General features: G+C 66.2%; 26 protein-coding genes and 1 tRNA gene. 19 read left to right on the top strand and 8 right to left on the bottom strand.

The genetic code is table 11. The features are described from left to right. The 4 genes from ABZ880_RS47170 (at position 1) to ABZ880_RS47155 (ending at position 4,261) form a co-directional block, all read left to right on the top strand. The gene (locus tag ABZ880_RS47170; protein ID WP_361277208.1) at positions 1–447 is read left to right on the top strand and encodes a TadE family protein; all 447 of its coding nucleotides are present in this window, start codon (positions 1–3) and stop codon (positions 445–447) included. 77 nt (positions 448–524) lie between these two features. After that, positions 525–926, top strand: coding sequence for a TadE/TadG family type IV pilus assembly protein (locus tag ABZ880_RS47165; protein ID WP_361277207.1), 402 nt, complete (start codon positions 525–527; stop codon positions 924–926). Further along, complete coding sequence (locus tag ABZ880_RS47160) at positions 923–1,375, top strand: pilus assembly protein TadG-related protein (protein ID WP_361277206.1); 453 nt, start codon at positions 923–925, stop codon at positions 1,373–1,375. Before ABZ880_RS47165 ends, ABZ880_RS47160 begins: the two co-directional genes overlap by 4 nt. Positions 1,376–2,413: 1,038 nt before the next feature. Continuing rightward, positions 2,414–4,261 carry a hypothetical protein gene (locus tag ABZ880_RS47155; protein WP_361277205.1) on the top strand — a complete coding sequence of 616 codons (1,848 nt, stop codon included), beginning with the start codon at positions 2,414–2,416 and terminating at the stop codon, positions 4,259–4,261. A 30-nt stretch (positions 4,262–4,291) separates the two neighbouring features. Here ABZ880_RS47155 and ABZ880_RS47150 read toward each other — a convergent pair whose 3' ends face one another. Next, positions 4,292–4,483, bottom strand: coding sequence for a hypothetical protein (locus tag ABZ880_RS47150; protein ID WP_361277260.1), 192 nt, complete (start codon positions 4,481–4,483; stop codon positions 4,292–4,294). Between ABZ880_RS47150 and ABZ880_RS47145 the strand changes: the two genes are divergently transcribed. From ABZ880_RS47145 to ABZ880_RS47075, 15 genes are all read left to right on the top strand, one after another. After that, complete coding sequence (locus tag ABZ880_RS47145; protein WP_361277263.1) at positions 4,457–4,702, top strand: hypothetical protein; 246 nt, start codon at positions 4,457–4,459, stop codon at positions 4,700–4,702. The genes ABZ880_RS47150 and ABZ880_RS47145 overlap by 27 nt on opposite strands. An 864-nt stretch (positions 4,703–5,566) precedes the next feature. Continuing rightward, the gene (locus ABZ880_RS47140; RefSeq protein ID WP_361277204.1) at positions 5,567–6,388 is read left to right on the top strand and encodes a hypothetical protein; all 822 of its coding nucleotides are present in this window, start codon (positions 5,567–5,569) and stop codon (positions 6,386–6,388) included. Positions 6,389–6,847: 459 nt separating this feature from the next. After that, a complete protein-coding gene (locus ABZ880_RS47135; RefSeq protein WP_361277203.1) occupies positions 6,848–7,255 on the top strand; it encodes a hypothetical protein in 408 nt (135 codons plus the stop codon). 175 nt (positions 7,256–7,430) lie between these two features. Continuing rightward, positions 7,431–7,817: a hypothetical protein gene (locus ABZ880_RS47130; protein WP_361277202.1), complete on the top strand. Its 387-nt coding sequence runs from the start codon at positions 7,431–7,433 to the stop codon at positions 7,815–7,817. A gap of 115 nt (positions 7,818–7,932) precedes the next feature. Further along, entirely contained in the window at positions 7,933–8,301 is a 369-nt protein-coding gene (locus ABZ880_RS47125; protein WP_361277201.1) for a hypothetical protein, read from the top strand. 216 nt (positions 8,302–8,517) lie between these two features. Then, positions 8,518–9,102 carry a hypothetical protein gene (locus ABZ880_RS47120; protein WP_361277200.1) on the top strand — a complete coding sequence of 195 codons (585 nt, stop codon included), beginning with the start codon at positions 8,518–8,520 and terminating at the stop codon, positions 9,100–9,102. Continuing rightward, complete coding sequence (locus ABZ880_RS47115; protein WP_361277199.1) at positions 9,099–9,497, top strand: hypothetical protein; 399 nt, start codon at positions 9,099–9,101, stop codon at positions 9,495–9,497. Before ABZ880_RS47120 ends, ABZ880_RS47115 begins: the two co-directional genes overlap by 4 nt. Positions 9,498–9,665: 168 nt before the next feature. Then, positions 9,666–10,100 carry a hypothetical protein gene (locus ABZ880_RS47110; RefSeq protein WP_361277198.1) on the top strand — a complete coding sequence of 145 codons (435 nt, stop codon included), beginning with the start codon at positions 9,666–9,668 and terminating at the stop codon, positions 10,098–10,100. A gap of 234 nt (positions 10,101–10,334) precedes the next feature. Then, entirely contained in the window at positions 10,335–10,940 is a 606-nt protein-coding gene (locus ABZ880_RS47105) for a hypothetical protein (protein ID WP_361277197.1), read from the top strand. 139 nt (positions 10,941–11,079) lie between these two features. Further along, positions 11,080–11,154: transfer RNA gene (locus tag ABZ880_RS47100), tRNA-Ile, on the top strand. A 54-nt stretch (positions 11,155–11,208) separates the two neighbouring features. Then, on the top strand, positions 11,209–11,559 hold the full coding sequence (locus tag ABZ880_RS47095) for a hypothetical protein (RefSeq protein ID WP_361277196.1): 351 nt from the start codon (positions 11,209–11,211) through the stop codon (positions 11,557–11,559). A 73-nt stretch (positions 11,560–11,632) separates the two neighbouring features. Continuing rightward, the gene (locus ABZ880_RS47090) at positions 11,633–12,826 is read left to right on the top strand and encodes a DUF932 domain-containing protein (RefSeq protein ID WP_361277195.1); all 1,194 of its coding nucleotides are present in this window, start codon (positions 11,633–11,635) and stop codon (positions 12,824–12,826) included. 230 nt (positions 12,827–13,056) lie between these two features. After that, positions 13,057–13,950 carry a hypothetical protein gene (locus tag ABZ880_RS47085; protein WP_361277194.1) on the top strand — a complete coding sequence of 298 codons (894 nt, stop codon included), beginning with the start codon at positions 13,057–13,059 and terminating at the stop codon, positions 13,948–13,950. Between the two features lie 187 nt (positions 13,951–14,137). Then, positions 14,138–14,374, top strand: coding sequence for a hypothetical protein (locus ABZ880_RS47080; protein WP_361277193.1), 237 nt, complete (start codon positions 14,138–14,140; stop codon positions 14,372–14,374). 8 nt (positions 14,375–14,382) lie between these two features. Continuing rightward, on the top strand, positions 14,383–14,865 hold the full coding sequence (locus ABZ880_RS47075) for a hypothetical protein (protein WP_361277192.1): 483 nt from the start codon (positions 14,383–14,385) through the stop codon (positions 14,863–14,865). Positions 14,866–14,884: 19 nt separating this feature from the next. Here ABZ880_RS47075 and ABZ880_RS47070 read toward each other — a convergent pair whose 3' ends face one another. The 7 genes from ABZ880_RS47070 to ABZ880_RS47040 form a co-directional block, all read right to left on the bottom strand. Continuing rightward, positions 14,885–15,829, bottom strand: a complete 945-nt coding sequence (locus ABZ880_RS47070) for a C40 family peptidase (protein ID WP_361277191.1) — start codon at positions 15,827–15,829, stop codon at positions 14,885–14,887. 6 nt (positions 15,830–15,835) lie between these two features. Continuing rightward, complete coding sequence (locus tag ABZ880_RS47065) at positions 15,836–16,861, bottom strand: replication-relaxation family protein (RefSeq protein ID WP_361277190.1); 1,026 nt, start codon at positions 16,859–16,861, stop codon at positions 15,836–15,838. 90 nt (positions 16,862–16,951) lie between these two features. Next, on the bottom strand, positions 16,952–19,453 hold the full coding sequence (locus ABZ880_RS47060; protein WP_361277189.1) for a DUF87 domain-containing protein: 2,502 nt from the start codon (positions 19,451–19,453) through the stop codon (positions 16,952–16,954). A 53-nt stretch (positions 19,454–19,506) separates the two neighbouring features. Then, a complete protein-coding gene (locus ABZ880_RS47055) occupies positions 19,507–20,337 on the bottom strand; it encodes a hypothetical protein (protein ID WP_361277188.1) in 831 nt (276 codons plus the stop codon). 91 nt (positions 20,338–20,428) lie between these two features. After that, positions 20,429–22,339, bottom strand: a complete 1,911-nt coding sequence (locus ABZ880_RS47050; RefSeq protein WP_361277187.1) for a DUF87 domain-containing protein — start codon at positions 22,337–22,339, stop codon at positions 20,429–20,431. After that, positions 22,336–23,436, bottom strand: a complete 1,101-nt coding sequence (locus ABZ880_RS47045) for a PrgI family protein (RefSeq protein ID WP_361277186.1) — start codon at positions 23,434–23,436, stop codon at positions 22,336–22,338. Before ABZ880_RS47045 ends, ABZ880_RS47050 begins: the two co-directional genes overlap by 4 nt. After that, entirely contained in the window at positions 23,433–24,992 is a 1,560-nt protein-coding gene (locus ABZ880_RS47040) for a hypothetical protein (protein ID WP_361277185.1), read from the bottom strand. The genes ABZ880_RS47045 and ABZ880_RS47040 overlap by 4 nt, the downstream gene beginning before the upstream one ends. Positions 24,993–25,194 lie beyond the last annotated feature (202 nt).

Here is a 25,194-nt window from a genome sequence, read left to right as displayed (position 1 = left end):
ATGACACTTACCGAGACTGGACGCCGACAGGACGCCTTGCCTCGGCCTGCTCCAGGCCGAATTCGGGACGACTCGGGAGCTAGCAGCACCGAGATGGTGATCATCATGCCGGTGCTGCTCACCATAGTGCTCCTGCTCGCGCAGGCCACGATCTGGTGGCATGCGGTCCACATCGCCCAGGTCACAGCGTCTGATGCCTTAGCCGTAAGCCGAGTTGAGAACGGCACAGCCGTCGGCGGCCAGAACGAGGCTCAACGAGTCCTGGACCAACTCGGCCGCGGACCACTGCGCGGCACGCACGTCACCATCACCCGAACCGCTGACGGCGCCGAAGTCCGAATCACCGGCACCGCCACTAGCGTCGTCCCGTTTCTGCATCTGCCTGTGCGCACTCACGTTTCGGGCCCGGTCGAGCAGTTTCGCCCGGGCGGACAGGCGGGACCATGAGACGGCTCCCGCGCACGTCCGGTCCATGCTGGGCGGCCGGCCGATGGCAGCACGTTGGCGAGCGCGGATCAGCCACGGTGGAGCTGGTGCTGACCATCCCCATCCTGGTGCTGATGCTCTGGTTTCTGGTGTACTGCGGCCGGTCGTCCGACACGCGGCTACAGATCGAGGACGCCGCCCATCAGGCCGCCCGCGCCGCCACCTTGAACCGCAGCCTCCCGGCCGCACTGGCGGACGCCCGCTCAACCGCCGCGTCCGCCCTCAGCGGCGCTGGTGTCGCCTGCCAGCGCCTGACTGTGAGCGTCCACGGCACCCTGCGAGCCGGTTCCACGGTCAGGGTCGAGATCTCCTGCACCGTCAAGCTGCACGACCTGGCTCTGCTCCAAGCGCCTGGGACCACGGCCCTCACCGCCGAGTTCGCCTCGCCGGTTGACGTCTACCGCTCCACCACGACCAACGCTGTAGGTGACGCATCGTGAGAACGAGTCGCTTTCCCCTCACCGGTCCGATCGCCCGAGCCGCTGACGACCGTGGCCAAGTAACACCATTCATCACCATCCTCGCGGTCGCGATCGTGATGTTCGCCGGCCTTATCGTGGACGGCGGCCTCGCACTGGCCGCGAAGGTCCGTGCCATCGGTGAGGCCCAGGAAGCCGCCCGTGCGGGCGCCCAAGCACTGGATCTCGCGGCGTTCCGCGACTCCGGCGCCGTGCGCGTCGTTCCCGGTCGAGCCCGCGCGCTGGCCCAGTCCTACCTCGGCTCCACCGGCGATGCAGGCACGGTCACAGTGAACGGAGACACGGTCACGGTGACTGTCACCGCCCACCAGGGCACTCAACTCCTTGGACTGCTCGGCGTCGACTCCCTCACCGTCACCGGCACCGGTTCTGCGCACCCCGTCCGCGGCGTCCTCACGCCCGAACCCTGACGAGGACCGGCCGTGCCCGCACACGAATCACCGTCCCGTTCCCGGCTGGCCCGCCGCGCACCGAGCGTGCTGCTGCGCGGCGCGCTAGCCGTTGCCGTGCTGACGGCGTTGGTTGTCGGGATCCCATGGGGCTTGGTCCGCTACATCGGCTGGCCGCTGCCAGGTCGTCTCCTAACCTGGTCCGAGATCGAAGCGACACTGTTCGCCCCTATGAGCACCACCTTCCTGCTCAACACACTGGCATGCGTCCTGTGGCCGGCCTGGAGCGCGTTCGTCTACGACGTCGTCCGCACGATCGCGGACGACGCCCGGGTGCTCGCCCGGCCTGTCATACCTCGCACCGGCCCGTTGAACTCTGCGGCAGCCGTACTCGTCGGCGCTGTGATCATGGCTCTGCTGGCTCAGCGGCCAACCATCCCGGGAACCACTGTGCCGACCGCGGCTTCTACGCGCACCGCCACCACGACGTACCATCCAACGCCCGCCCCAGCCGCGTTGGTCGCCCCTGCACAGCCCGCTGCAACGCATGCACAGATTCATAGCCGCACGACCGCGACCGTTGTGGTCGAGCCGCCTCACGACGGCATCTACGACAGCCTCTGGCGCATCGCCGACCGCACCCTCGGCGACGGGAGCCGTTGGCCAGAGATCTACGCCCTCAACCGCGGCCGCCCTCAGCCCGACGGACGCAGCCTCATCAGGCCCGACCTGATCCGTCCTGGCTGGGCCCTCCGTCTGCCCCACGCCGCGTCAAGCCCGGTTCCCAGCGGCCCTGCCCACCGTGACCCAGCCAGTCCGACGCCCGAATCTCCCCGTCCCCCTCAAACCGACACTCCTGCAACGCCGAGTACCTCATCCCCCACTGCTCCGTCCCCCGGTGCTCCAGCTGTTCCTTCTACTCCTACGGCGCAGCCACCGTCCCTCCCCGGCCGCGATCCTCAAGACCCCGGCGTCAGCCTGCCGACCGGAGCGTTCGTCGGAATCGGCTTCGCCGCTCTGGTCACAGCCGCTCTCTTCACCGTCCGGTGGCGACGACGTGTGAGCTACCGACCCGGGAACGGTGAACGTGCCGACCTGACCATCGCTCCCGTCGTGCGCGCTCTACGTGTTGCCCACGACGACGCGGCCAGCGCCGATGACACCGATACACCCGACGAATCCAAGCAACCCCGCCCTCCCGTCGACGACGCCTCTCGACGGCCTTTCAAGCCCCCTGCACCAAGCGCGTCCCCACCGCCGGATGAGCGAATCATCGGCGTCAAAGACGGGCAGGCACTCGCCTGGAACATCGCTCAGGCCCGCGGACTTGGCTTCGTCGGTCCAGGAGCTCTCGACGCCATCCGGGCCCTGCTTGTCACCTTGCTTGCCGAAGCCCAGCCGCTCAACGCCAACGCGGTCGAGATCCTCGTCCCGGACTCCGACGCCCGCACCCTGTTCGGGGAGGACGCAGAACGTCCTCCCCGGCTCCGTGTTGTCGACGATCTTGACACGGCGCTGGACGAGATGGAGGCCGCGCTGCTCACTCGCACACGCACGGACCCCGCGGCTGGCTCCGCCGGAACTGCGCCGTTTGCCGTAAACCTGGTGCTTGTCGCCACCCCTGCTCCCCACGCCGACCGTCGGATGCAAGCCGTCCTCGACAACGGCTCCACCTACGGGCTAGCCGGCGTTCTCCTCGGACAGTGGCGGCCCGGCGGCACCGTCCGCATCCGCCCCGACGGGACTGTTGCTGCCACCAGCTCCTCCGTCGCAGACCTACTCACCGGTGCGCGGCTGTACACACTGCCCATCCTCGACACACAGGATCTGCTGGATCTCCTCCGCGACGCAGACGTACCCCACCTTGCTCGTGCTCAGCGGCCACCAACCACGTCGGAAGTTTCGCTTCCTTCGCCAGAGCAAGGTGACCTCGATTTCGTGGCGCCCACTACCGGGTCTGCACGCCCCACGCCTCGTGGCCGCCCCGCGCACGGTCCTGGCGGCTGCTCGAAGGAGGAGGAGCCGCTACTTGGGAACGATCGTCAGCCCACGGCTGCTCGGGACAGTCTTCAAGGGGACGAAGCTGCCTCAACTCCAGGTGACAACGATGCTCAGCCGCCCTTCCAGATGTCTGTCCTGGGCCGGACGCGGCTGACGCACCACCGAATCGGCGGCAACGAACATGCTGACCTCACCAGCTCGCTCGCGCCCAAGCAACGCGAAGTTATTGTCTACCTCGCTCTTCACCGCGATGGCGCTCGACGTGAGGCTTTGACCAGCGCCATATGGCCCGACGCTCCCAGAGACCGCCCGTACAACAGCTTCCATGCGACGCTGAGCCAACTGCGACGGGCATTGCGGACAGCGACTCACGACATCCTCAGCGACATGACCTTCCATGACGACGGCCGCTACGGCCTGGACCACAGCCAGGTCACGGTCGACCTGTGGCACCTGCAAGAGGCTATAGAGAGCAGCTGTATCGTCTCCAACGAGAGACTCCGCCGTACGGCGCTGGAGCGCATAGTGGAGCTCTACGCCGGCGATCTGGCCGCCGATCTCGTAGTGGAATGGATTGAAGCCCCCCGCGAGGCTCTCCGTCGTGACGTTCTGGACGCTGTCAGTGCGCTGGTCCGCATTCTGCGTGACGAAGATCCGGTGAGGGCGCTGGCCATCCTGGAGAAGGCCCGCACTCTGGATCGCTACAACGAAGCCATCTATCGCGACATCGCCCGGTTCCAAGCTCTGCTTGGCCAGCACGACTCGATTTCCCGCACACTGTCGTTGCTCACCACAACTCTGGCCGAGATCGACCATGAGCCCAGTCGGGAGACCTTGGCCCTGTATGAGTTCCTCCAGCGCCCTCGGCCCGCCGAGCAGCCAACAGGCGGGCTGGGAGCCGACTGATGGTGCCGTGGAGTGGCCCAGGAAATCCCTTCAGCTGTTCCCGGCTTCCTCGACGCGTCGGCGCTCTCGTGCACGTTTCAAAAGCTCCGCGTTCGTCTCTGCCCACTCGGCCAGAGGCACCACGACAAGGAGCAAACTCTGCGCCGCAGATGTCAACTCGTAAGCAGTGCGGTAGGGGAAGACACCTTCCCTGTCGTGCCTGACGAGTTCGCCCTGTTCCAGTCGCCGAAGAGTCCTGTTCAGCGTGCCGTCTCGAAGGTAGTTGTGCTTTTTACCTGGCCAGGAATTTCCGGTCTGATTCGATCGAATGGCATCGAGGAGGGCTGTGTACTGAAGTGGACCCGATTGCAGGGCGGCGAGGACGTCCCAAGTCCATTCGCCACTCATCAGGTGTCGAGTATTGTGAATACCCTGCAAGAAACGCTCATCATCTGGCGTTAATAAATTCTCCGGGCCCTGCCCGGTGTGCTCACCATCTCTGTGCGGTAGTTGCTCTTCGTCCTGGTCATGCCTGCCTGGCCCCCGTCTCCGCCAGCGGCCTAATCGATCGGGCATGAAAATCTCCCTCTGGTTTCTTCATGAGATGGCGTCAGCTTCTTGTAAGCAAAATGCATTTGCCGGGCGCAACTCCTGGAGCCGCCTGCCCAGCACCCTCTGAAGGACGGTCAGGGCAAACCGCGGTGCGCACACGTTGCATGCCTCCTCAAGCCCCCCGGTCGCCCCAGCAGTGTGGCATGCCCCTCGCATCATGGACAGGTTGCACACAGAGGTTCTGCACGGTGCGAAGTGATCGGGTTGCCATGTGGCTGATGGCGAGCGTAGTGACGGGGGTTGATCGGCTCCGGGGTACGGCTTCCCATCTCACTTCCTGTCTGGCTTCTTGTCTCACTGCCCGTTAGAGCGGTAGGCCTCCACTCGCCTTTGTCGCAGGCAGACGGAATTTGGGCCCTACCGATGTGGCACGCAACTGGGTTACTGGTAAGCACCTGATCAGACGTGCGGACGGGGCTGAGGGATGAGAGTGCGCCGGCATAGCTACTTGTTGGCTTCATTCCATTTACTGGAGGCCTAATTGTTTCTGCATTCCTAATTAATCAGCCCCTTTTTTGCCGGCCAACCCCGATCAATCCCTTGCTTGGCAATACCCGGTCGCACTAGTTGAATCCATTTCCTATGGTCGTCGGCCTTCCTGGCGGATTTTAAAAAGAATGCCGTTGCTTCTTGCTGTTATCGGAAAATGCGAGATAATTGAATTACCGAGGCGCAGTACACTATGGTACGCGTCGCGAACGACCGGAGACGATCGTGAGCAATCAGTTATCCGGAAGGGGAAACCCGGCCGACCGGCGAGCCAGGCAAGTCACGGCAGAAGACGTGAAGCGCTTGACGGTGGCTGACTTCACGGAACTGCAAAGGATCGCGCGCGGATACTGCCGCACTGTCGATTCGACCCGTTCGCGTAAGCGGATGGACGGAAGCGCGACGATCGCCCGTAGCGGGGGTGCCCCGTACGGCACGGACGACGTGAGCGACGACGTGACACAGGATGCCGTTTTGATCTTCGCGAAGCGGCTGGGTGACATCATCGAGACGTGCGAGGTGTCGGCGGTCTGGGTTGCTACCCGCGAGCCGTCCGCGTGGCAGTACGTACGCCGGGACGGCGAAACGATCGTCGTCACCCGAAAGACGCTCCAGTACTGGGCAGTCAGGGACGCTGCTGCACGCAACGGCTACAGGCTGGACGTCAAGCCGGAGGAAACCGACGCCACTCCAGGGAGGCAGATCACGCGTGGAATTCCGCACGCGGACAAGCTGACCACCCTCGCTGTGACCCCGTATCTGTCGGGAAACAGTGAAACGATCTTCCGCTCTGTATGGGGCGACGGGACTGAATACCCGACGCTGCGTGGGATGCTCCGTCACGCGACCAATGCGGACGACCTTGGTCGTGCTGGCATCATCGGCAAGACGGCTCAGGAGCTGTACGGCGGCCCGCTCAACTCGTCGTCGAAAGTGCAGCGTGCCCGGGATGCGGGAATCAAGGAATGGCGAGCGTTGTCAGCGTCGCTTGATTCCGCGCGGGACGAGTTGGTCTACCGCAGCACGCGACAGCAGAAGAACGACTAGCCTCCCCTAGGCTCCATTCAGGGTCCCCCGACCGTACAGGTCGGGGGACCCTGCTTATGTGTCTGTGATCGGTAATCGGGCGGTTCGGCACTCCGTATTCAAGAGGGTACCCAGGTTTTGATCTCCAAAGAGATTTCCGGAGATCGGGATTTGGTGAATTCTGGGACACGTATCTCTGTGAGGGCTTGACGGGACGCCGGGGTGAGTGATCGTGTCGGCATCCTTCGACTTCCGTGGGTCTGGAAAGAGTTCACGGAAGTCTTTTTGCTTGATCGGTAATTGGATGGTTCTGGGTGACGTATCTATGTGAGAGCGAATTACGGCTCACATGGTCGTCGCAATGCGCTCTCCGGGCCGGATGAACGACCTTCCGACAGAGCTCCACTTCAGTGCACGTCCCGCACGCGCGCTGATTGGGGTGCTCATGCTGGAGCCCCCATGACCCGTAGGAGAGGGATCATGGAAACCGCAAGCGCGATCGAGTTAGTTGATCACGTGGTCTACAAGCCGGGTTGGACGTTCACCGCTCGCGAGCATACGAAGAGGTTCGAGGGCGCGATTGTGGTGCGTGTCGACTACCCGGCGCGTAACAGCAACCGGGATCAAGCCCCGGCCGGTTACCCGGAAGAGATCACCACGTACGCGGAATTCCCTCTGGTGATCAAGGACTGCACCGACGAGGACCTGTATGCCGCCCTCCTCCAGGTGATCATGTCCATCGAAGAGCACGAGGCTCGGGAGTTCCTGCGCGTGCGGCCGACTCACTGGGCGCCCTTCCATCCCCACCGGGCGAACGGGATGCGCCGTTGGGCGGCACGCAACGGCAAGAGTGACCTGATGGGCGATCTTCAGTTCGGCATCGCGTGATGCCCGGACGGGCGCCCTGCCTGACGGGCTGGTGTGCAGTGACCGCATGTGCGCTCAGTTTGGTCGTCGTCTTGGCGCACTGGTGAGTCCGCCTGCCGCGTGGCATGGGTGCGGCACTCCGGCAACGGGGTGTCGACGCCCGTCCGTTGCAGGCACGTGATCGAGGAGAGGGATCATGCGACTCATCCACGATGCCACTGCGTCCACCGTCGAGCCGGGCGCCACGTTACACATGGTGTCCGGCCCGAAAGCGGGCCAGGCATGGCGGTTCGAGAAGATCACCGAGCACGCGACCGATGGGCACCGGGTGAACGCCTCTCGGTTGCACCCGAAGTTCGGTCGCATTCACGGGGAGTTCCACCCCGGGCTGTTCGGCTGCTCAGTGGAGATCGATGTCCACTGGTACGCGGACCGGCAGCGTGTACTGCGGGCCGTCGGCCATACGGCCACCACGGCGGTGAGCGCGTTCGCCGCTGCCGTCGTCGCCTGGCTGGTCCATGAGTACGGCAACGCCGAATGGGGCGGAGTGCTGGCCGTGTTCGGCGTCCACGCGGGCACCTGACTGCTGGGCCATGAGGGGCGCACGTCCATGCCGGGACGTGCGTCCTTCTGGTCTTGCAGCCCGCAAGACTCCCGCCATGCCGGGCGGGACCGTGATCAGCTGGAGAGGACTGGTCATGGACACTCTGACCACGTCTGTCGTTGCTTGCCTGTACGACGCGCTGTTCCTGAACGGCGGGTTCACGATCATGATCTGTCCGGACGGCAGCGTGTACGCACCTGCCGACGGATATGCGGTGAGCGTCACCTCGACGCAGCACACTGTCTCCGCCGCGGCACCCTTCGAGGTGTTCGCAGACCTTGTCCACGTCGTGACGACTCAATACGAGAACGTCACCGGCCTTGGCGGCTGGCTGGCCGACGGCATGGTCTACGTCGACCCGATCGAGATCATCCCCGATCGGGAGGCGGCGATCTTAGCCGGGAAGCAACGAGAGCAACTGGCGATCTTCGACCTGGCGACAGGAGTGGAGATCACGTTGTAGCTGCCGCCCCGCAGAAGGCGCATCGAACGAGGGTGGTGCGCCTCCACGTTCGTGTGCTGGGTAGGGCGGCGAACTCCGCCGGCCGAACTCCAGCTCCATGGATGAGGGCCCCAAGTGTCGCCTACGGGGATGCCGCCCCGTGGCACCCAGGTCTTGCACACGGGTGCCGGACGCCTTGGTGGCCCTCACAGTCCCGGTCTTGGAGAGGACAGGACTATGGCCAAGCTTGCCACGGAATCGTGGTCAGTGCGCCGGGCATTGGCTGCTCGACAGCCGTTCACCACCTACGGTGCTTTCCGTGCCACGAACCAGCGCAACTACTGCGTAGGACGTCTTCCGCAACAGTGGGCCGACCGATACCGGGCGGACGCTGATGCCGGACGCATCGTCTATCAGGTCTACAGCTACAGCACGCCCATCGCGTGGGTGCTCGACGACGGCGCGATCGTCGTGCCGCAGGTGCGTTACTCGCTCACTACCACTCGCCACCAGGGTCTGTTGTACGCCCTGGACAAGGCCCCCGACAGCTTCCCGCAGGACGCCCCGCGTGAGCGCGTGTTCGCGCCGACCCAAGCGCCTGGGAGCTGGGACTGGCCACGGGCCGACGGCCACCCCGTGGGAGGAGAGGGCCGGAACGGACGTGGTTGGGTCTCGCGCCTGGGCCTGCCGAAGCAACCCCTTCACGGGGACTTTGCGCCGGTGCGGATGGAGTACAGCGAGAGCTACAGCGTCCGTCAGGGCTGGGCAACGTCGTACGACGTCGGTCCCGCGTCTGGCGTTGAGCAGGTGGCCCGATCATGAGCTACACGATCGAGATCACCCGCCACGTCGTGAGCTACCGCACCAGGGTCGGGGTGACCCCGACCGGGGTTCAGTACGGCGGACAGTGGATGGACGGTGACTTCCGCACCATCGAGCCGCCGTTCACGACCTGCGAGTCGTACGACGAAGACGACGCGCAGTGGTGGGACGGCGACCTGATCTCCTGGGCCGTCGCCAAGATCGACCCGACCGGAGTGACCGAGCCGTCTGCTTCTCCTATTGGCGACTCCCTTCCCGACCATGCCTGGCTCAGCGGCCGATACGAAGATCCGTACGAGGGCGACAGCAGGGTCACCGAGACGTCCGTACGCCTGACTGGCGACTGGTCCCCGCAACAGCGCGCGGAAGTCTTCCGTGCAGTGAGTCGCAGCTGACCTTCATGGGCTGACACCAGAGTCGCGCGCAGAGCGAGTTGACCAACCCAGACTCCCGCACCCTCTCAACTCCCCATGCCCCCGGGAGGGTGCGGGGCTATTCCAGGGGCTCCGCCATGTCGGGCGGAGCCCTGGCCCTTGTCATGACCTGAGGGAGAGGACGAGACCGTGAGCGAGGAACACGACATCAAGATTGGTCGGCGGGTTCGTCATGTTGACGGGGACGGTCGTACTGCGATCGTCAGGCGGTTTTACGCCTACCCCCTCGTGACCGTCGAGTGGGAGGAGACCCGGCGCGAGTCGACCGAGAACACGGCCTACCTCCTTCCTGTCTTCTACAGGATCACCGTGCGTGAGGTGACCTCCGACAGAGGGCGTGCTCTCCGGATCACGGCGTATGTGAACCGCAACCGCAAGGGCGAGCGAGTCGTGGTCGAGAAGTGGCTCACACCGCTCCAGTCACTCGGCGGTCCGCCAGATCACCCCGCAGGGACGATCACCTACCGGCGGATCACGAACGCCGGCATCTTTGCGCAGGAATTGGAACCGGAGCGCGTGGTGGTCAAGGAGGAGTTGCATCCGGACATCGCGCAGCGCCTCTGACGGCTTGCCGAAACGTCGCGCGTCCCAGTTTGGGGCTGGTCGCAAATAGCCGAGCAAGATCGGTAATTGGCTACCTTTCAGAACTGTATTTGAGTGAGGGCGCCGGGCGGTCAATGCATCCGCAATTCGCCCCTTGGTGATAGCGCCCGTCTTGCGCAAGCCGACCGTTCGTCGCTGCAGCCGTTCGGGCGCTGGCAAGCCCGCCCGATCTTCCACTCATCGGGGAGGTACGCCATGATATCCGTCAATGCATCCGAGGAAACGCGCGAGCGCTATGTGCGCAACATCATCGCCACATGGCAGGCTGCCACCCCGGAACAACTACAACGCGGACGCTCGTGGTATTGCGCTGCTCACGACCTCGCATCTGTCATAACTGACGGTGACCCACGGGCCGGTGCTGGTGTCATCGCCGCGCTCTCCGCGAACAAGTCCTGGCCGGAGAACAGTCGGTTAGCCCGTCAGGCATATGAAACCGGCGTTCCCTCAGGGCATTTCCAGGACGCGCTGACCAAGGTCGCAAGGATCATGGCTGGCGCGGACCCGGCAGAAGTGCTGCCCATGGAGCGCAAGACGGGGATGTTCTTCCGCTGCATTGCCGACCCGTCCGACCCTGAGGCGGTAGTGATCGACCGTCACGCCCACGATGTCGCAGTGGGGGAGACGTACGGGCAACGCGACCGCGGCCTGGGGAGCGCCCGTCGGTACGCGCTGCTGGCGCACTGCTATCGCGAAGCTGCTCTGCGGCTCGGTGAACTGCCCAGCACGGTGCAGTCAGTTACGTGGGTCGTCCACACCGAACGCATCGCCGGAACCGGTACGCGTGGTCCTCGTAGATGACCAGGTCGGCCGACACAATCATCGGGCTCGGCTTTCCAAGCCCCGGGCATTCTTCCTCTCGCTCCTCGAAGGATACCCGGGTATTTCCCGACGTCGCCAAAACGTTGCGGTCACGCTCTTCTGAACAGGTCCCTTCCACGGTTGCGTAGCTCAGTTGGTAGAGCGCCGGTCTTATAAGCCGTTGAGGTCGCGGGTTCGAGCCCCGCCGCAACTACTACTCGGATTCAATCAAGTTCATGGATTGTAAAAACTTCCAAGGAGTCGGACCGTGGCCAACAACGGTTGGGAATGCGACAAGGGGGATTGTGCAGGATTTCCTGCTTACGCCCTGCGGACGGACCGGCTGGCGACCACCTTTGAGGTGTGCGGTCGGCATGTCACCTGGGCGATCAAGTTCCTTATGGGCGTACACGGCCGAAAGGTCGAGCCGTTCGTCATCTCGACGATCGCCTTTCGGCGTGAGGCCGGTGAGGCCGTACCCACTGTCAAGGCCGAACTATTGAATGAGGCGGCCGAGCGCATCCAGAACAGAGTCACGGTGCAGACCTGTAGTGCAGAGGACGCCAAGAGCCGAGCCATCGACCTCCTGCGCGAGATGGGCAAGGAAACCCGCGCGTGAGCCGTGAACGGCGCAGGGCGCACATGGCCCTCGACGCCCACGACCTCAGGGACATCATTCAAGGAGTCGAACCATGACGATTGACGTCAACACCGCCTTCGCGCAGGTGAAGGCAGAGCAGATCGATGCCGTACGTGCTGAGGCGCGTGCCTTCCAGGCACGTATCGACCGAGGCGAGATCCGTCCCCTGGGCGGTGACCAATACGAGGTGCTCACCGGCTGGGATGCGGGTGAGACATTCACCGTACGGCGCAACGCAGAGGGGCAGATCGAGCAGATCCTTGCCCGGCACGGGCTGGACACGACCACCGGTGGAGCGGCCCTCTACACCACCACTCCGGCTTGGCACGGCCTGGGCGCCATGATCCCCGGCGGGATCTCGGACATCGGCGAGGTGCTCAAGCTCGCCAGAATCGACTGGGAGGTCAGCAGGCGCCGCGTTCTGTATGAGTGGGATGACGGGGTCCGTGCTGCCGCCGATCGCTACGTCACCGTCCGTACGGACTCAGGCGACGCCCTCGGCACTGTGGGCGGCCGGTACGAGGTCTTCCAGAACCGACGTGTTTTTCAGTTCCTGCAGGACCTGGTGCAGCGCTACGACGCGATTTGGGAGTCGGCCGGCGCGCTCCGCGGGGGCCGGAAGACTTTCGTGACCATGCGGATCCCCCGCTCGGTCGTCATCGACCGCGGCGGCCTGGACGACGAGATCACCCTCTACCTCGCCGCAATCAACTCCCACGACGGCACATCGCAGGCCGAATCCGTCGTCACACCCTGGCGAATCGCGTGTGGCAACACAGAGCGCTTCGCGACGCGGGACGCCGTCCACCGCTGGGGCATCCGCCACACCAAGGGCGGCTTGTCCAGTCTGGAAGAGGCTCGCCGCACGCTCGGCCTGACGCTCAACTACGCGGAGACCTTCGAGGCCGAGGAGAACCAGCTCGTCCGCACCGACCTGTTGATCGACGAATTCCATGAGCTCGTCGACGACCTGTGGTCGGTCGACGAGGACGCCACCGACCGGACCAAGGCCTCCGCCCGTAACCGGCATGACCAGTTGGACGGAATGTTCCGTGAACAGGCACAGAAACTGGGCCGGACCGCCTACACGGCCGAGCGGACCATCACCGACTTCCTCGATCACCGGATGCGAGTTGTACCGCGCAATCTGAGCGAGGACCTCGCGCGTGCGCAGCGGACGCTGGAGGGAAGCCACGACGACCTCAAATCCAAGGCACACCGCGGCTTGTTGCTCCTGTCTCGGTGATCCTGACCGCGGTGAGGGTCCGGTCTGCCACTGCCACTCTTGAGCCCGGCCGCACAGGCACCGGTCTCCTCGCCTGCTTGATCAGACTCCGGTGGCGGCTTCGTCTGCATTCCCCGCCACCGGTCTCCGCCCCTCTCGCCAGGGGCGGTTCGGCCCTCTCCTGAGCTCCCTCTCCCAGGAGAGGGCCACCTGAACCCGAAGGGCATCAACTACGTGTACCGGAGGCCACCATGACGTCGACCAATCAGCTCGCGATGCGACGCCTCATACGTCGTGAAATGGCGGGGACCATCGGGCTGCTCACCGATCGGCAGGACTTCGCAGCCATGCAGGCCTATCGCACCTTTCCTTTTGATGACCATGAGGACTACCTGAACGCGGTGGAAGCGCTACTGCAAACCCGTGCAGCCGCAGGCGGCCACACCACCGTCGCTCTCTTCGACCCCCAGGAGTACGTCGAGTTCTGCACCGACCTGGGTCTTGAACCCGATGCTCCGGCCAGTCGTACGCGCTACACGGCTGAACTCGCCGCTACTGGTCCCGCCCTGCCCTACGAAGGACAACCCCTGTCCGAGCTGATCCCCGTCCTCATCGACGAGGCTGTCCGTAAAGTCACTTGGGAGTTCGCGGCCACAGCCCTCGCCCGTATGGGCCCTTGCTCGGTATGTGGGGAAGACATCGGCCGCGCAGCGTACGCGCGGGCCACGAAGTTGCTCGCGGGCATCCTCGATGCTGTCGGCCCAGGCCACCATCACCTTGTGTGCAGCGTGATCGCCAGGCCCGAAACTCTCGCCGCAAGTCTGCACGCCGACGTCAAGATCGAAGGCAGGCCACGAGTGGACGAAGGCGAAGCGCTGGAATTCGTCACGGTCCTGGCCTTCGGTATTGCGAAATCCAGCGCTGGAGGCTTCGTGATCCGTGCGAGTGCCCCAGGAGCCACGGATCGCATCTACGGCTGGAGAATGGCCGGTGACCGACTCGAACCTCTCACAGCCGGCGAGGTGTTCGACGCTTACCACAGCGGCATTGGCTCGGGAGAAGTCCTCCGGCTGGAATCGGATGTCGACTACTGCGAGCCACCCGACCTGGGTGACGTAGGAGAGCCGGTCGGCCACACTCACTGAACCCGCGGCGAGCGTCCGCTCCCCATAGTCATCCTGCGCGAAGCCGTCCCGACGGCTAACCTCCTCGTTCAGCAGCTGTCGGACTGTCGTGACCAGGAAAACACCGGGCCACGGCAGCTGACCGCCGTGCCGAACGCCTCGGGCGTTCCGGCTGCGGAAGACTGCCAGAGAGCCTGGAGGATGGACCTTGCAGATCGATCTGAGCACGGTACGGCAGACCGTACGCGAACTGGCCGACCGGCTGGAGGAACTGGACGGCACCGTCGTGGACGAAGCTCCGACACGTGCCGGTTCGCGCCAGCGCACAGAGGTCAGTCGTACCTTGCAGTACCTCGCCCATCTCGGCAGCCGAAGCTCCATCGAAGTAATGGACGCCTTTTACGCCTTCAGACACTGGGATGGGGACCGGCCGGCCGGGAAGTGAGCAGCCGGATGAACCACGCCACCGAGATCCTGCTGCGGGATGTCACCGACCGGCTGGAGCGAGCTATCCGCGGGCAGGACTGCCCGGCGATGGTCGCGATGCAGGGAGAGCGGACCTTGACGCTTTCGGACTTCGACTACCTGCGAGACGACGCGACCGCCCAGGCGTTCGAGCGCCGGGCGGCGGAAAAGGCACAGCAGGTTCACGCCGTCCGTTTCGCGTTTGCTGTCCCGCAGGTGTGGCTGTTCGCCGAGGACGCTGTGTACGGCCGGGCAGTTGCCAATCTCCCCTTGAGGCAGGGCGAGCAAGAGCTCATGGCGTGGATGACCTTCGACGCGGACGACGGAGTGGACTACGGCTATCTCCCGTACGCTCGGCGCCCGAATGGCGAGCCTGTCTTCGACGAGCATGAGGTCATCACCGTCCCGGTTCAGCCGTACGACGAATTTCCGGGACGCCACCTCCTGCGGGATCTGACCCGAGACCAGTAGGTCTCCGATGATCTGCGAGTCAGCTGCTTGCAGGCCTGGTTGCACCTGCGTAGTCGTCTCCTTGATACCGGTAAGGCTCGACACGGATGGCTTTGCCGGGCCGAGGTGCGTCGATCATCATCCCGCCTCCGATGTAGAGGCCGACGTGGTGGATGCCACTGCTGGGGTCGCCGTAGAAGACGAGATCGCCGGATTTCAGCGGCTGCTCGGGCGGCACGCTCGGGCCGGCGTCGAACTGCTCCTGCGCGGTGCGAGGCAATGGGATCCCCGCTGCCGAGTAGGCGGCCTTGGTCAAGCCGGAGCAGTCGAAGCCCGCGTCGCTCGCACCGGGACCGTCGCCACCCCACTCGTACGGCAGCCCGAGCTGGCCCTGGGCGTAGTTGATCGCCTGGAGGGCGGCTGAGGCAGGGGCGGCATCGGCGCCGAAGGCGGCGCTGCCTGAATATGCCTGTGCCTGCGCGAGGATCTGAGAGACGTACCAGTCGGCGTGGTTGTAGGAGTAGAGGGCGCCGGTAAGGTCGCGGCCGTCGCGTGCACCGGAGTCGCACAGGTACGCGGCGGCGGCGAAGACAGCGTCGTGCGCGCTGTACGGCGAGGGCGGGGTCGCTCCGCCCTTGGGCAGGCGGTGTCTGGCGATCACGTTCTGGAAGGTGGGCAGCAGAAACTGCATGGGGCCTCGGGCTCCTGCGTGGTTGACACCGCTGCGGACTCCTGGGAGCGCCGATCGGCCGTGGTTCGATTCGGTCTTGCCGACGGCCGCCAGGACGGGCCATTCAAGGCCTGGACAGGTGGTCGCCGCATGCATGTAGAGGCCGAGGTATTCGGACGGGATGTCGTTGAGTGCGGCCCTGCTGGGCTGCGTGTCAGCGTTGCCGAAGGCTGACAGCATGGCGCCCGTACCGGCCGCGGCCAGGGCGACGATCAGGACCACGGCCGCCAGGACCACAGCGCCAATCTTTCCCATCAGCTTTCACCGCCTGGGGCGGCGAAGTGTGGGGCTGGGGGCCCGCGGTGGTGGCGGGAGAAGATCATTGGAGGAACCGCTGCCGGTCGTGTTCGTGAGGGACGAGGCGGGGCTCAGTGGTGGTAGGTGCGGCCAGGCGTGGCTTAGTTCAGAAAGGCGTAGGCGGGTGGTGGGGGGCTGCTGAGAGCCCAGGGGCTGCCAGCACGCCGCGTAGGGGGAAGCGTTGAGGTCGGCGGCAGCGGTGGCAACGGGGACCGACTCGGGGCCATCCAGAATGGCGAGGGACGTCGTGAGCGCTCGGCGAACCTGGGTCTCGCGGCGAGCGGTAGGCATCCAGACCAGGACGGGAGTGATGATGCCGGTCGCGGTGGCGAGTTGTGCGTAACGGGGCAGCTTTGCGGCGACCCGGTCGGGGCGTTCCGTGGCGAGATCGAACTCCAGGAACCACTCGAACTCGGTGCGCTGCTCGCGCCAGCGGCCGTAGCCGTCGGGAAGGACGATGTCGCCGAAGTGACGTCGGCAGCGGGACTCGGACCACCAGGTGGTGAGTTCCCCGGGAGTCCGGGGTCGGCGCGAGTAGGCGATGAGAGCGGTGAAGAACCCGTTGGTGCCGACGGTGTGGGCCAAGTGTAGGGAGTGGGCTATGCCGATGGCTCGCTCGTGCTTGTAGTTCAGCTGCTTGGGGTCGAGTCCGTCTTCGCGGGCCAGGATGGTCGCGCCGGCGACATCGAGGACGTAGTGCATGGGGGCGCTGCCGGAGGTGATGAAGGGCTGGAAGCGGTCCACCAGACGCCACTTGTACAGCTGGAGCAGCCGTGTGTTGGCCGCGCGGGGGGAGGGGTGGGCGATTTCGGTGATCTGGTGAGTCGTGAGGACCTTGTGCTCGTAGAGCATGCGGGCGAGCCAGCGGTCGCGGTCAGTGAGGCGCTCGGAGAGTCGAGCGACGTACTCGCCGGTGGCGGCGACACGGTGGCTGACGCGCTGAGGCCGGTGACCCCGTAGGGCACGCTGTTGGGTGGGATTGGTGATCACGGTCGTGCGCCTCCAGTTGACGAGAGCATGCGGAGGACCGGGAGGTCGTAAGGGCAAACGGCGAGCGTCGGCGGGGCGGGGACCCAAGGCTCATGGGGCACGGCGGGGATCGACGGCGCCCGGTCTGCCAGGCGCCCGGCCGGTGGCGAGCGGCTTGGGATGGACGTTGCGGCGGGCAGCGGCACGGATCTTGCTTGCCCGACCAGGGACGGCCGGGGGAAGTGGTTCGGTGACCACCGTGAAGGCAGGCGACTCGGCTCCGCCAACCACTGGCCGCACAGCCGCGTGAAAGGCGTCGAGGTTGGACAAGTCGTGAGCGTTCAGCCGAGGTTCCGTGTGCCGGGTGAGGTGGCGGGCGTCCTCGGGTGAGGCGTTGAAGAAGATCTTGGTGCGCGCGTTGGTGCTGATGCCTTCCTCCAGTTCCTTGGGCAGTTGACGCAGGTACTGATGAGCGAGGGTCATCGACAGTCGGTAGCCGCGAGCCTCCGCGAGCATGTCCTCCAACGGGTACGGGAGGTTCAGGAAGTTGTGTGCCTCGTCCAGATACAGCCCGGCGTCCCGCCGCCGGCCCTGGGGGACGTGGGCCCGGCGAGTGGCGGCCTGCCAAGTGCGACCGACCACGACCGAGCCCATTAGATGGGAGGTTTCGGTGCCCAGCGCGTCCTTGGCGATGCGGACCAGGCAGATTCCGCCGTCGAGTACCTGATCCATGTCGACGGTGGAGGATCCTCCCGCGAGGGCGTCCCGGACGAAGGGGCGCAGCAGGAATCCGCGGACCTTGTTCATCAGTGGGGCAGTGACCTGGGCGCGGGCGGGGCCTGACAAGGCGTCGTACCAGGACCAGAAGCCTCGCAGCACGTCGTCGTGGACTTGCTCGACGGCGCGTTGTCTGAAGGCTGGTACCGACAGGAGCTTGGGCAGATCCGTGAGGACGGGAGTGCCAGGGAGTTCGCGCAGGGTGAGCAGGCCGGCGCGCAGGATGTCGTCCGTCCGCGGCCCCCATGAGGAGGCATAGACGCGCGAGAAGATCGACACCAGGTTGTCGACCGTCCGAGCTGTGTCCGCGCCTTCGAGCGGGTTGATCACGGGCGGGCGGCTCTTGCTGTTCGCGTCGAAGAGCACCACCTTCTCGGCAAGCTCTTCGGGCAGGCGCATCAGGATGTCAGTGATCAGGTCTCCCTTGGGGTCCACCACGACCAAACCGCGTCCGGCGGCGGCGTCGGCGAGGATCATCCGGGCCATGAGTTCGGACTTGCCGGAGCCAGTGGCGCCGAGGATGTGCACGTGGTGGCGGGCATCCGGAACCCGCAGACCCACCGGGCGGGCATGCCCCGAGTCCGTCAGACCGATCGGCCTGACGGACGGGCCGGTGGTGGCGATACCGGGGGGCGGCGGCACCGCACGGGCACCGGCGCGTTGCAGAGCGGGGACGGCTTCGTCCCAGGGCAGGTGCCCGACCGCAGCCAACTCCGGGATGGACAGCAAGTCGCCCTTGTCGAGGCGGCGTTCGGCAAGGTACGGCAGGGGGTGGCGGAGCCGGCCGCGGCGGTAGTAGTTGTGCTCGGTGAAGGTGGCGAACGCCGAGGCGATGGAGTGGCATCGGCCGCGCAGCAGGTCGCGAGTCGCCGCATTCTTGTCGGCGCTCAGGTCTTCGGGGACGGCTGCGCTGACGACGTAGCGGATGCGGGTTTCGTACGAGGCACCACGCTGCTTCGCCACGATCACCTTGTCCTCGGTTGCAGCGGTCATCGTGGTCTGCCGGTCCACCAGCGAGGTCGTCCGGCGGGTACGGGGACGTGCGTGCTGCCCGGGGGTGATCAGATCGAGGAGGTTGCCGATGGGACGGGCGGAACGTCCCGCTCGGGTACGGCGGGCGGCGCGGCGAGCCTTCTTCACGCGGCGTCCGGTGACGGGGCGGGCTAGGACCTGGACGACGGCCTGCTCGTGAGGACCGAGTCCGACGGCTGCGCCGAGCAGAGCACGGATCGGATCGGCTGGGAAATCGGTCCGGATGGGCAGAGCTTCGGTGCGGGCGAGCCGAAGGTCGCCTCCCGAGGCCTCGGTCTTCTGGCCCGGGGCGCTCAGCAGAGACGGTGCGGGTGTGGTGCGGGTGCGCGCTCCAGGCCAAGCGGCTTCGACGGCGCGTTCCACCATCCCGGGCGGGATCACGCCCGGCACCCACATGCGCAGGCGCATGGTCTCGTGGTCGAAGACGTATTCCCAGGCCAAGTGGGGCTGGCCGGCGAGGCGGCGGCGCCAGGCCGGTCGTAGGAGTCCCAGCAGGTTCGCCCATAGAGCTTCGGCGCCCGCCGGGTCGGCGGCGGGTGGAGGCAGGACGCTGACCAGCCGAGCGTCACGGGCAAGCTCTTGGCGACATCGTCGGCGCCACCACCAGCGCGCCCAGCTCAACGTGATGAGAGCGACCGCCGTGGCGGAGCCCGCGGTCAGCCCCCACATGGTGATCCAACGCAGCGCGTGGTCGACGACGGTGTGAACGGCCCCCGCCGGATCGCGTAGGTATACCACCAGCGGGGAGTCCGGTTCGGCAGGGGCAGAGAGCCGGATCGAGGGGAGGGCATGGCCGATGACCATGGTGAAGAGCCTCCGGATAGGTAACGAGACACCGCGGATCGCGTGGCGAACTGTCAGGCGGTGCGCCCGTGTTGAGGATCCGTATAGGTGCTGTGGGGCATTGGCGCCGGGTCGGTCGCCTGTTGGCGATCGAGGCGTCTACGGCGGGCGGTCTCGCGCTCCGCGTTGACCTCGGCCTGCCAGGAGCCGAAGGTGCGATCTCCCAGAAGCCTGAGGAAGTGAGGGATGCGGTTGGCCGGGATCCCGACCAGGTGGGGGCCGAGCACGGCGAGGAGGTCGTTGGCTGCCTGTGAGTGCCATCCGGCTGCGGTGATCGCCGCTTCATCACGGAAGACGTCCGCCACTCGGTCGACAGAGAAATCCAGGGCAGAGTCCTGGACACCACCGAGGCTGTAGACCCAGAGGAAGTTGGACGGCGGGTCGGGCTCGACCAAGGCGCGGAACCTTGCGACCTCCTTGGTGTACGCGTAGAAGTGCGTCTCAGAGCGCGCGCGGATGATGTGCAGCCAGGCGAGCAGGTACTCGTCGGAGAAGAAGTCACCGCTGTCGTGGATGCGTACCCACGTACCACGGAACCTTCGTGCACCGAGTTCCGCGATCATGGCTCGCTGCCAACCAAGCAGGTCGTCGAGCACGAACTGAAGGTTGGCCTGGTGCTTCGCGCGGACGACGGGCCAGAGGTAGGTGCCGTGGCGGGCGTAACAGACGCGGCGGCAGACGCCGGCGGACGGGCAGGTGTTGTAGGTCTGCCCGTCCGGAAGCCGGCCCGCCCATGCGGGCAGCGTCCAGTTCCATGCGCCGATCGCGCGCATCTCACGGTTCTGGGTCAGTAATTGTATGGGGCGGGGCGATGCGGGAGAGGGCATCGCTGCGGGCAGGGGCATGAAGACTCCCCTCGCGGAGAAGATGTGAGAGTGCCCAGGTCAAGGGCTTCGGGTGACTGCGCGAAGCTCGCCGCCGCGGGTAACGGCGCGGTCAGGGAGCGAGGTCGATGTGGCCGCTGCTGTCGCCTTCAAAGGCCTCTGCGGCAGAGCGTGCGGCTTCCAGGTCCACGTAGGACCCGTCGACCGTCATGGAGGTGTCGTCCTCGGCGTACGTGGCGAGTTCGGCCGGATCGGTGGTGATCAGGTAGTGCTCGGTGGGCGAGGCGACGGCGTGGAAGGCGACCCGGTGCGTCCCGGTGGACAACAGCCCTTGGCCACGGTCGGCCGACAGCAGGAACTGCCGCTCACCCTCGGACAGATCAAACGCGCGAGTGATCTCGTCGATGGCCTGCGGGGCCTGACGCAACAGGATCTGAGTGGCGGCGTTCGCCACGACCGCCTTGCCGAGGTCGGAGCCGAGGACGTCACCGCTGTCCTGCGAGGCGACGGTCAGGCCGGCCCATCGCTTGCGGGAAGCCTTGGCCATCCGGAACAGGAACTCTGCCCCGGCCGGCTCCTTCATCAACAGCCATGCTTCGTCGACCGTCACCAGGCGTGGTCGGCGCACCGCTGGGTTGGACACCCGGCGCCAGACCGTGTCCAGGGTCAACAGCGTTCCGACAGGCTTGAGTTCGTCGGCCAGGTCGCGCAGCGAGAACACCACGAGGTGGCCGTCCGGCCGGGTGGTGGTGGGTCCGGCGAATAGGCCGGAGAACGCGCCTTCGGTGAACGGGTGGAGTCGGGCGGCAAGCTCGTTGGCCGTACCGTCCTTGGATTGGCGGAGCGTCGCGACGAGATCGGCCAGCAACGGTGCGGGGCGCGTCCAGGTTCGGGCATCCGCTGTGATCCCCACTCGTTGATAAGTCGCGGCAATCGCCCGGTCGAAGACGGCTCGCTCGCTGGGCGCCAGTTCGTCGCCGAGCAGTACAGCCAGGACCGTGTGCAGGAACAGCGCACGGCGCATCAGGGCATCTTTGGGCGCGGTGCGGCGTCCGTCGGAGCCGGTGTGGACGGGCAGGTCGAAGGGGTTGACCCGAACGTCGTCGGCTCCGAGATGGATGTACGTGCCGCCCACAGCCTGGGCGAGGCGGGCGTACTCGTCCTCGGGGTCGATGACGTGGACCTCGATCCCGCGATAGAGCGAGCGCAGCAACTCCAGTTTGACCAGGTAGCTCTTGCCCGCGCCGGACCGCCCGAGGATCACGCTGTTGTGGTTGTCCAGGGCGAAGCGGTCCCAGTGCACCAGCCCTTGCGAGCCGATGTTGTAGCCGTACAGCACACCCGAGGGCGCGGTGACCGAGGTGGGGTCGGGCGGGGGCAGGTCGGGGCTGGTGAAGGGGAACGCTGCCGAGAGCGCCGCGGTGTCGAAGGTGCGACGCATCTTCACCAGGTCCAGGCCCATCGGCAGGCAGGTCACCCAACCCTGGAGACTGCGGTACGTGGTTGGTTTGGCGTCCAGCAACAGGCTGGCAGCCAGCGAGCGTACCGCGGCCACCTCGTCGATCAGGGTGTCGTGGCTGGCGGCGTGGACGGTCAGGTACAGGCCGAGTCGGAAAAGCTTGCCCTCGCCCCGGGCGACGCGGGCGGAGAGATCGTAGGCGTCTTCGGTCGCCGCCTCGACCTGAGGGTCCAGGAGCCGGCCGTGCTCCTGCGTGTAACGACGGCCGGACTCCATCTTGGCCAGCTGACGCTTGAGCCGACTGGCTGCAGTAACAGGATCGATCGGCTCGACGTGCAGGCTGATGTCCACCCGCCCGGGGTAGGTCACCAGGGGCTGGAGCCAGCCCGGGTACACCTCGCGGGGATAGCCGGTTACGGCGAAGGAGGCCACCCACTCGTCGCCGACCTCCAGATGGCGGGGGGCGATTGCCAGCGCGTCCGGGGTGAATGCTCCGGCATCACCCGCGGCTGCTCCTGCTCCTGCTCGTGCCTGAGGCCGCAGAGGTATCCCTGGTCGCTTCACGCCGAGCCCCGACCTTCGAAGCGAGCGTGCGATGAACCCTCTACGTCCTCCTCGCCGACAGTCGCCGTGGTGATGACATCGTCGGCCCCGGCGAGTGCGGAGGACGGCGGCACCATGCAGTCGGGGTTGCAGGCGGAGGCCAGGACGGCGGTGGCCCGCCCTGGATCCAGGGGGGTCACGATGACGCCAATGGGCCCCAGGAGTTCGCCTGCCTCGCCAAGCCGACGCGCCAGCCGGGCCTCAGCAGCACGCCGTGTCACGTCGCTGGCCGGAGCCGGCTGGTGGACGAGTTTACGCCGGGTGAGCGCGGCCAGCGGTGAGGCTCCGCCGAGCCCGTCTACCGGGGCAGTCGCGCCGAGGGGCTCGCGCAGGACGAGCAGGACCTGGCGCCGGAGCAGATCAGTGGTTCGGCCCAGGTGATGCAGGTAGTCGGCGTGTTCGCGGGCCGCGGCTTCCAGGGCGGGGTGCGGCAGGGAAGGGGCACGCTCGTGCAATTCGGAGATCTGTGAAGACAGATCCAGGCGTTCGGCACGGACGAGGATCTGAACAGGAGCGGTGAGCGAGTGCAGATACCGGCCGAATGCGGTGACCAAGGCATCCTGTTCGACGGGAGTGCGCAGCGCGAAGTTGACGGTGCTGCATATCGCCACCGCCGCCACCCCGTCCGCGCCCAGGTCGATCACACCCGCCGCCGTGACGCCCTCGGCCGGCAATCGCAATGCGGCGGGGGCGACAGTGACGGCCTGTTGCTCGTTGTCCATGGCCGCCCGCTCATACAGCCAGGCCGGGGCGGAGTGGATGCCCTCCGGGGCGGTCACCTGATAGCGAGGAGCCATGCGTTGGCGAAGGGCGGCGAGCATCAGGCGGTCCAGAGGCAACCCGTCGCGTCGGCCCAAGGCGACAAGGACTCCTGTGGCCGAGAGGGGGACAGCGGGGATCAGGAAGACCGGTAGCGGCACGAAGGCACGGCTTACAGACCAACCTCCGTACAGCACGAGGCCGGTGACGGCCAGGATCATCAGCTGGTGGGCGGTCAGGCCGGCCAGAACGGTGTCCTCGCGGTCGATGTCGGCGGGAATGCGCACGGTCTGCGTCATGACGCTTCACCTCCTGGATAGGTGCCGCTGGCTCGATTCTTGGGAAGAGCGTTCCTGGGTGGCGGTGAGCGGAAGACGGACGGGGGCGGGGCGCTACCACTGCGACGCGGTCGTACCGGGACGGGCTCGGGTACTGGTGGGCGGAATACGGCAGGCGCTGGGGGAGTGGCGGCACGACGCGGTGGGGTCCGGGGCTGGGGAGTGGGTTCTTGAAAGCGCGGCTGGCTCGGAGCTGGAGGCCGTCCTGAGGGCCGGGGAGTCCGGGGGGAGATCGATGGGCGGAACACCGGCTGGCCGGGAGGATGGGGTGGCCGTGTTCGTGATCGAGGCGGTGGTGGTGAGGGAGCGTCAGCGCCGGGGGCGCTGGGGGCCCGGAACTCCGGCATCGGCGGGGGGCCGGCTGCCGGGATGGGCGGACGGCTCGCCTGGGTCGGCTCGGGAATGGGCGAGAGGAACTGTGGCTGCCCGGGTGGTTGCCGTCGGGTGCTGTTGGGCTGGCCCGCTGTTGTGGGAGAGGGGCTGGCACTTGTGCGGCGGGCTGGGTTGCCCGGCGATGGTCCAGAGCCGTTGGGGTGCGGCGACCATGTCGCTCCGCCCGGGCCCGGAGAGGGCGGTGGCGTGCGGCGCCCGCCGACGCGCGAAGCGCTCCCCACCCCGTGCCCGCCTCGAAGGAATCCGAGGGTCTTGTACATGGCGTAAGCGCGAACCGTGCTGCCGACGAACGAGCGGCCGTGGCTGAAGCGGATCGATCCCAGGATCCAGAACGGGATCTTGAAGACGATGTACATCAACGCCAACGTGATGAGCACGTTGACCAGTCCGTTGTTGGTGAGTCCGAACAGCCCGGTCGGGCCGAACCCACCGGGGGTGAGGAACACCCGGACGCCCGTGATGAGGGCGAGGGATTGCGCGACCTGGATGACCAGAACTCCACCGAAAGCCTTCCACCACCACCGCGCGATGCCGTCGGTCTGCGGCAGGGCGTGGCAGATCAGGGCCAGCGGGGCGGCGACGACCAGAATCACGGTCAGCGCCACCCGGACTACGAAGGTCATAAGTACGGCGACCAGGACGACGATGACGACTACCCACATCAGGACCCCGAAGAGGTTTCCGCTGTCGGACTGGAAGGAGCTCAGTACGAAGTCGCGCAGTGCGGGGCCGGCGGTATCGGCGTCGACGCCCGTGCCGGTGGCGGTACGGGAAAGCGCGTTGGCAAGATCGACGGCCTTGCCCGCAAGGAACAACGACAGTCCGGCGGCGAGGAAACCCAGTGGGATCCGCGGCCCGATCTCCTTGATCGAATAGCGGGTTTGTACACTCTCGTGGCTCATCACCACCACTCCGGCGATCGTGACCAGCAGGACGTAGCCAGCGAGGGCGATCTGCCAAGAGTTGGTCCACAGCGCGCCGACGCGCGGCATGGATGTGGGGTTCGGCGTGGTCAGCAAGGTGTTGCTGATCAGTTCCAACAGCGGATTGAGCGCGAACTTGATCACCGATTTGAAGAATCCAGTGATCGCGCTGCTGATGCCCTTGGCGATCCATCCGGCCACACCGCCCGTACCGTCGCCGTCGGGGACCTCGGCCGGGGGAATGGTTCCCGCGGTCGGGATTGGGGAGGCCGTGAGGCTGGGCTGAGGGATGCAGTCGGGTCCCGAGCAGGACGGCACGGGCGCTGATGGCGTCGGCGCGGGATCGGCGGTCGAGGTTGCGGTTGGTGCTGGTCCCGGTGTCGGACTTGGATCGGCGTAGGCG

The organism is Streptomyces sp. NPDC047043, from assembly GCF_040644055.1.
Lineage (GTDB): Bacteria > Actinomycetota > Actinomycetes > Streptomycetales > Streptomycetaceae > Streptomyces.
The sequence above is the reverse complement of the archived record's forward strand: the minus strand, read 5'-3'. Positions and strand labels throughout refer to the sequence as shown.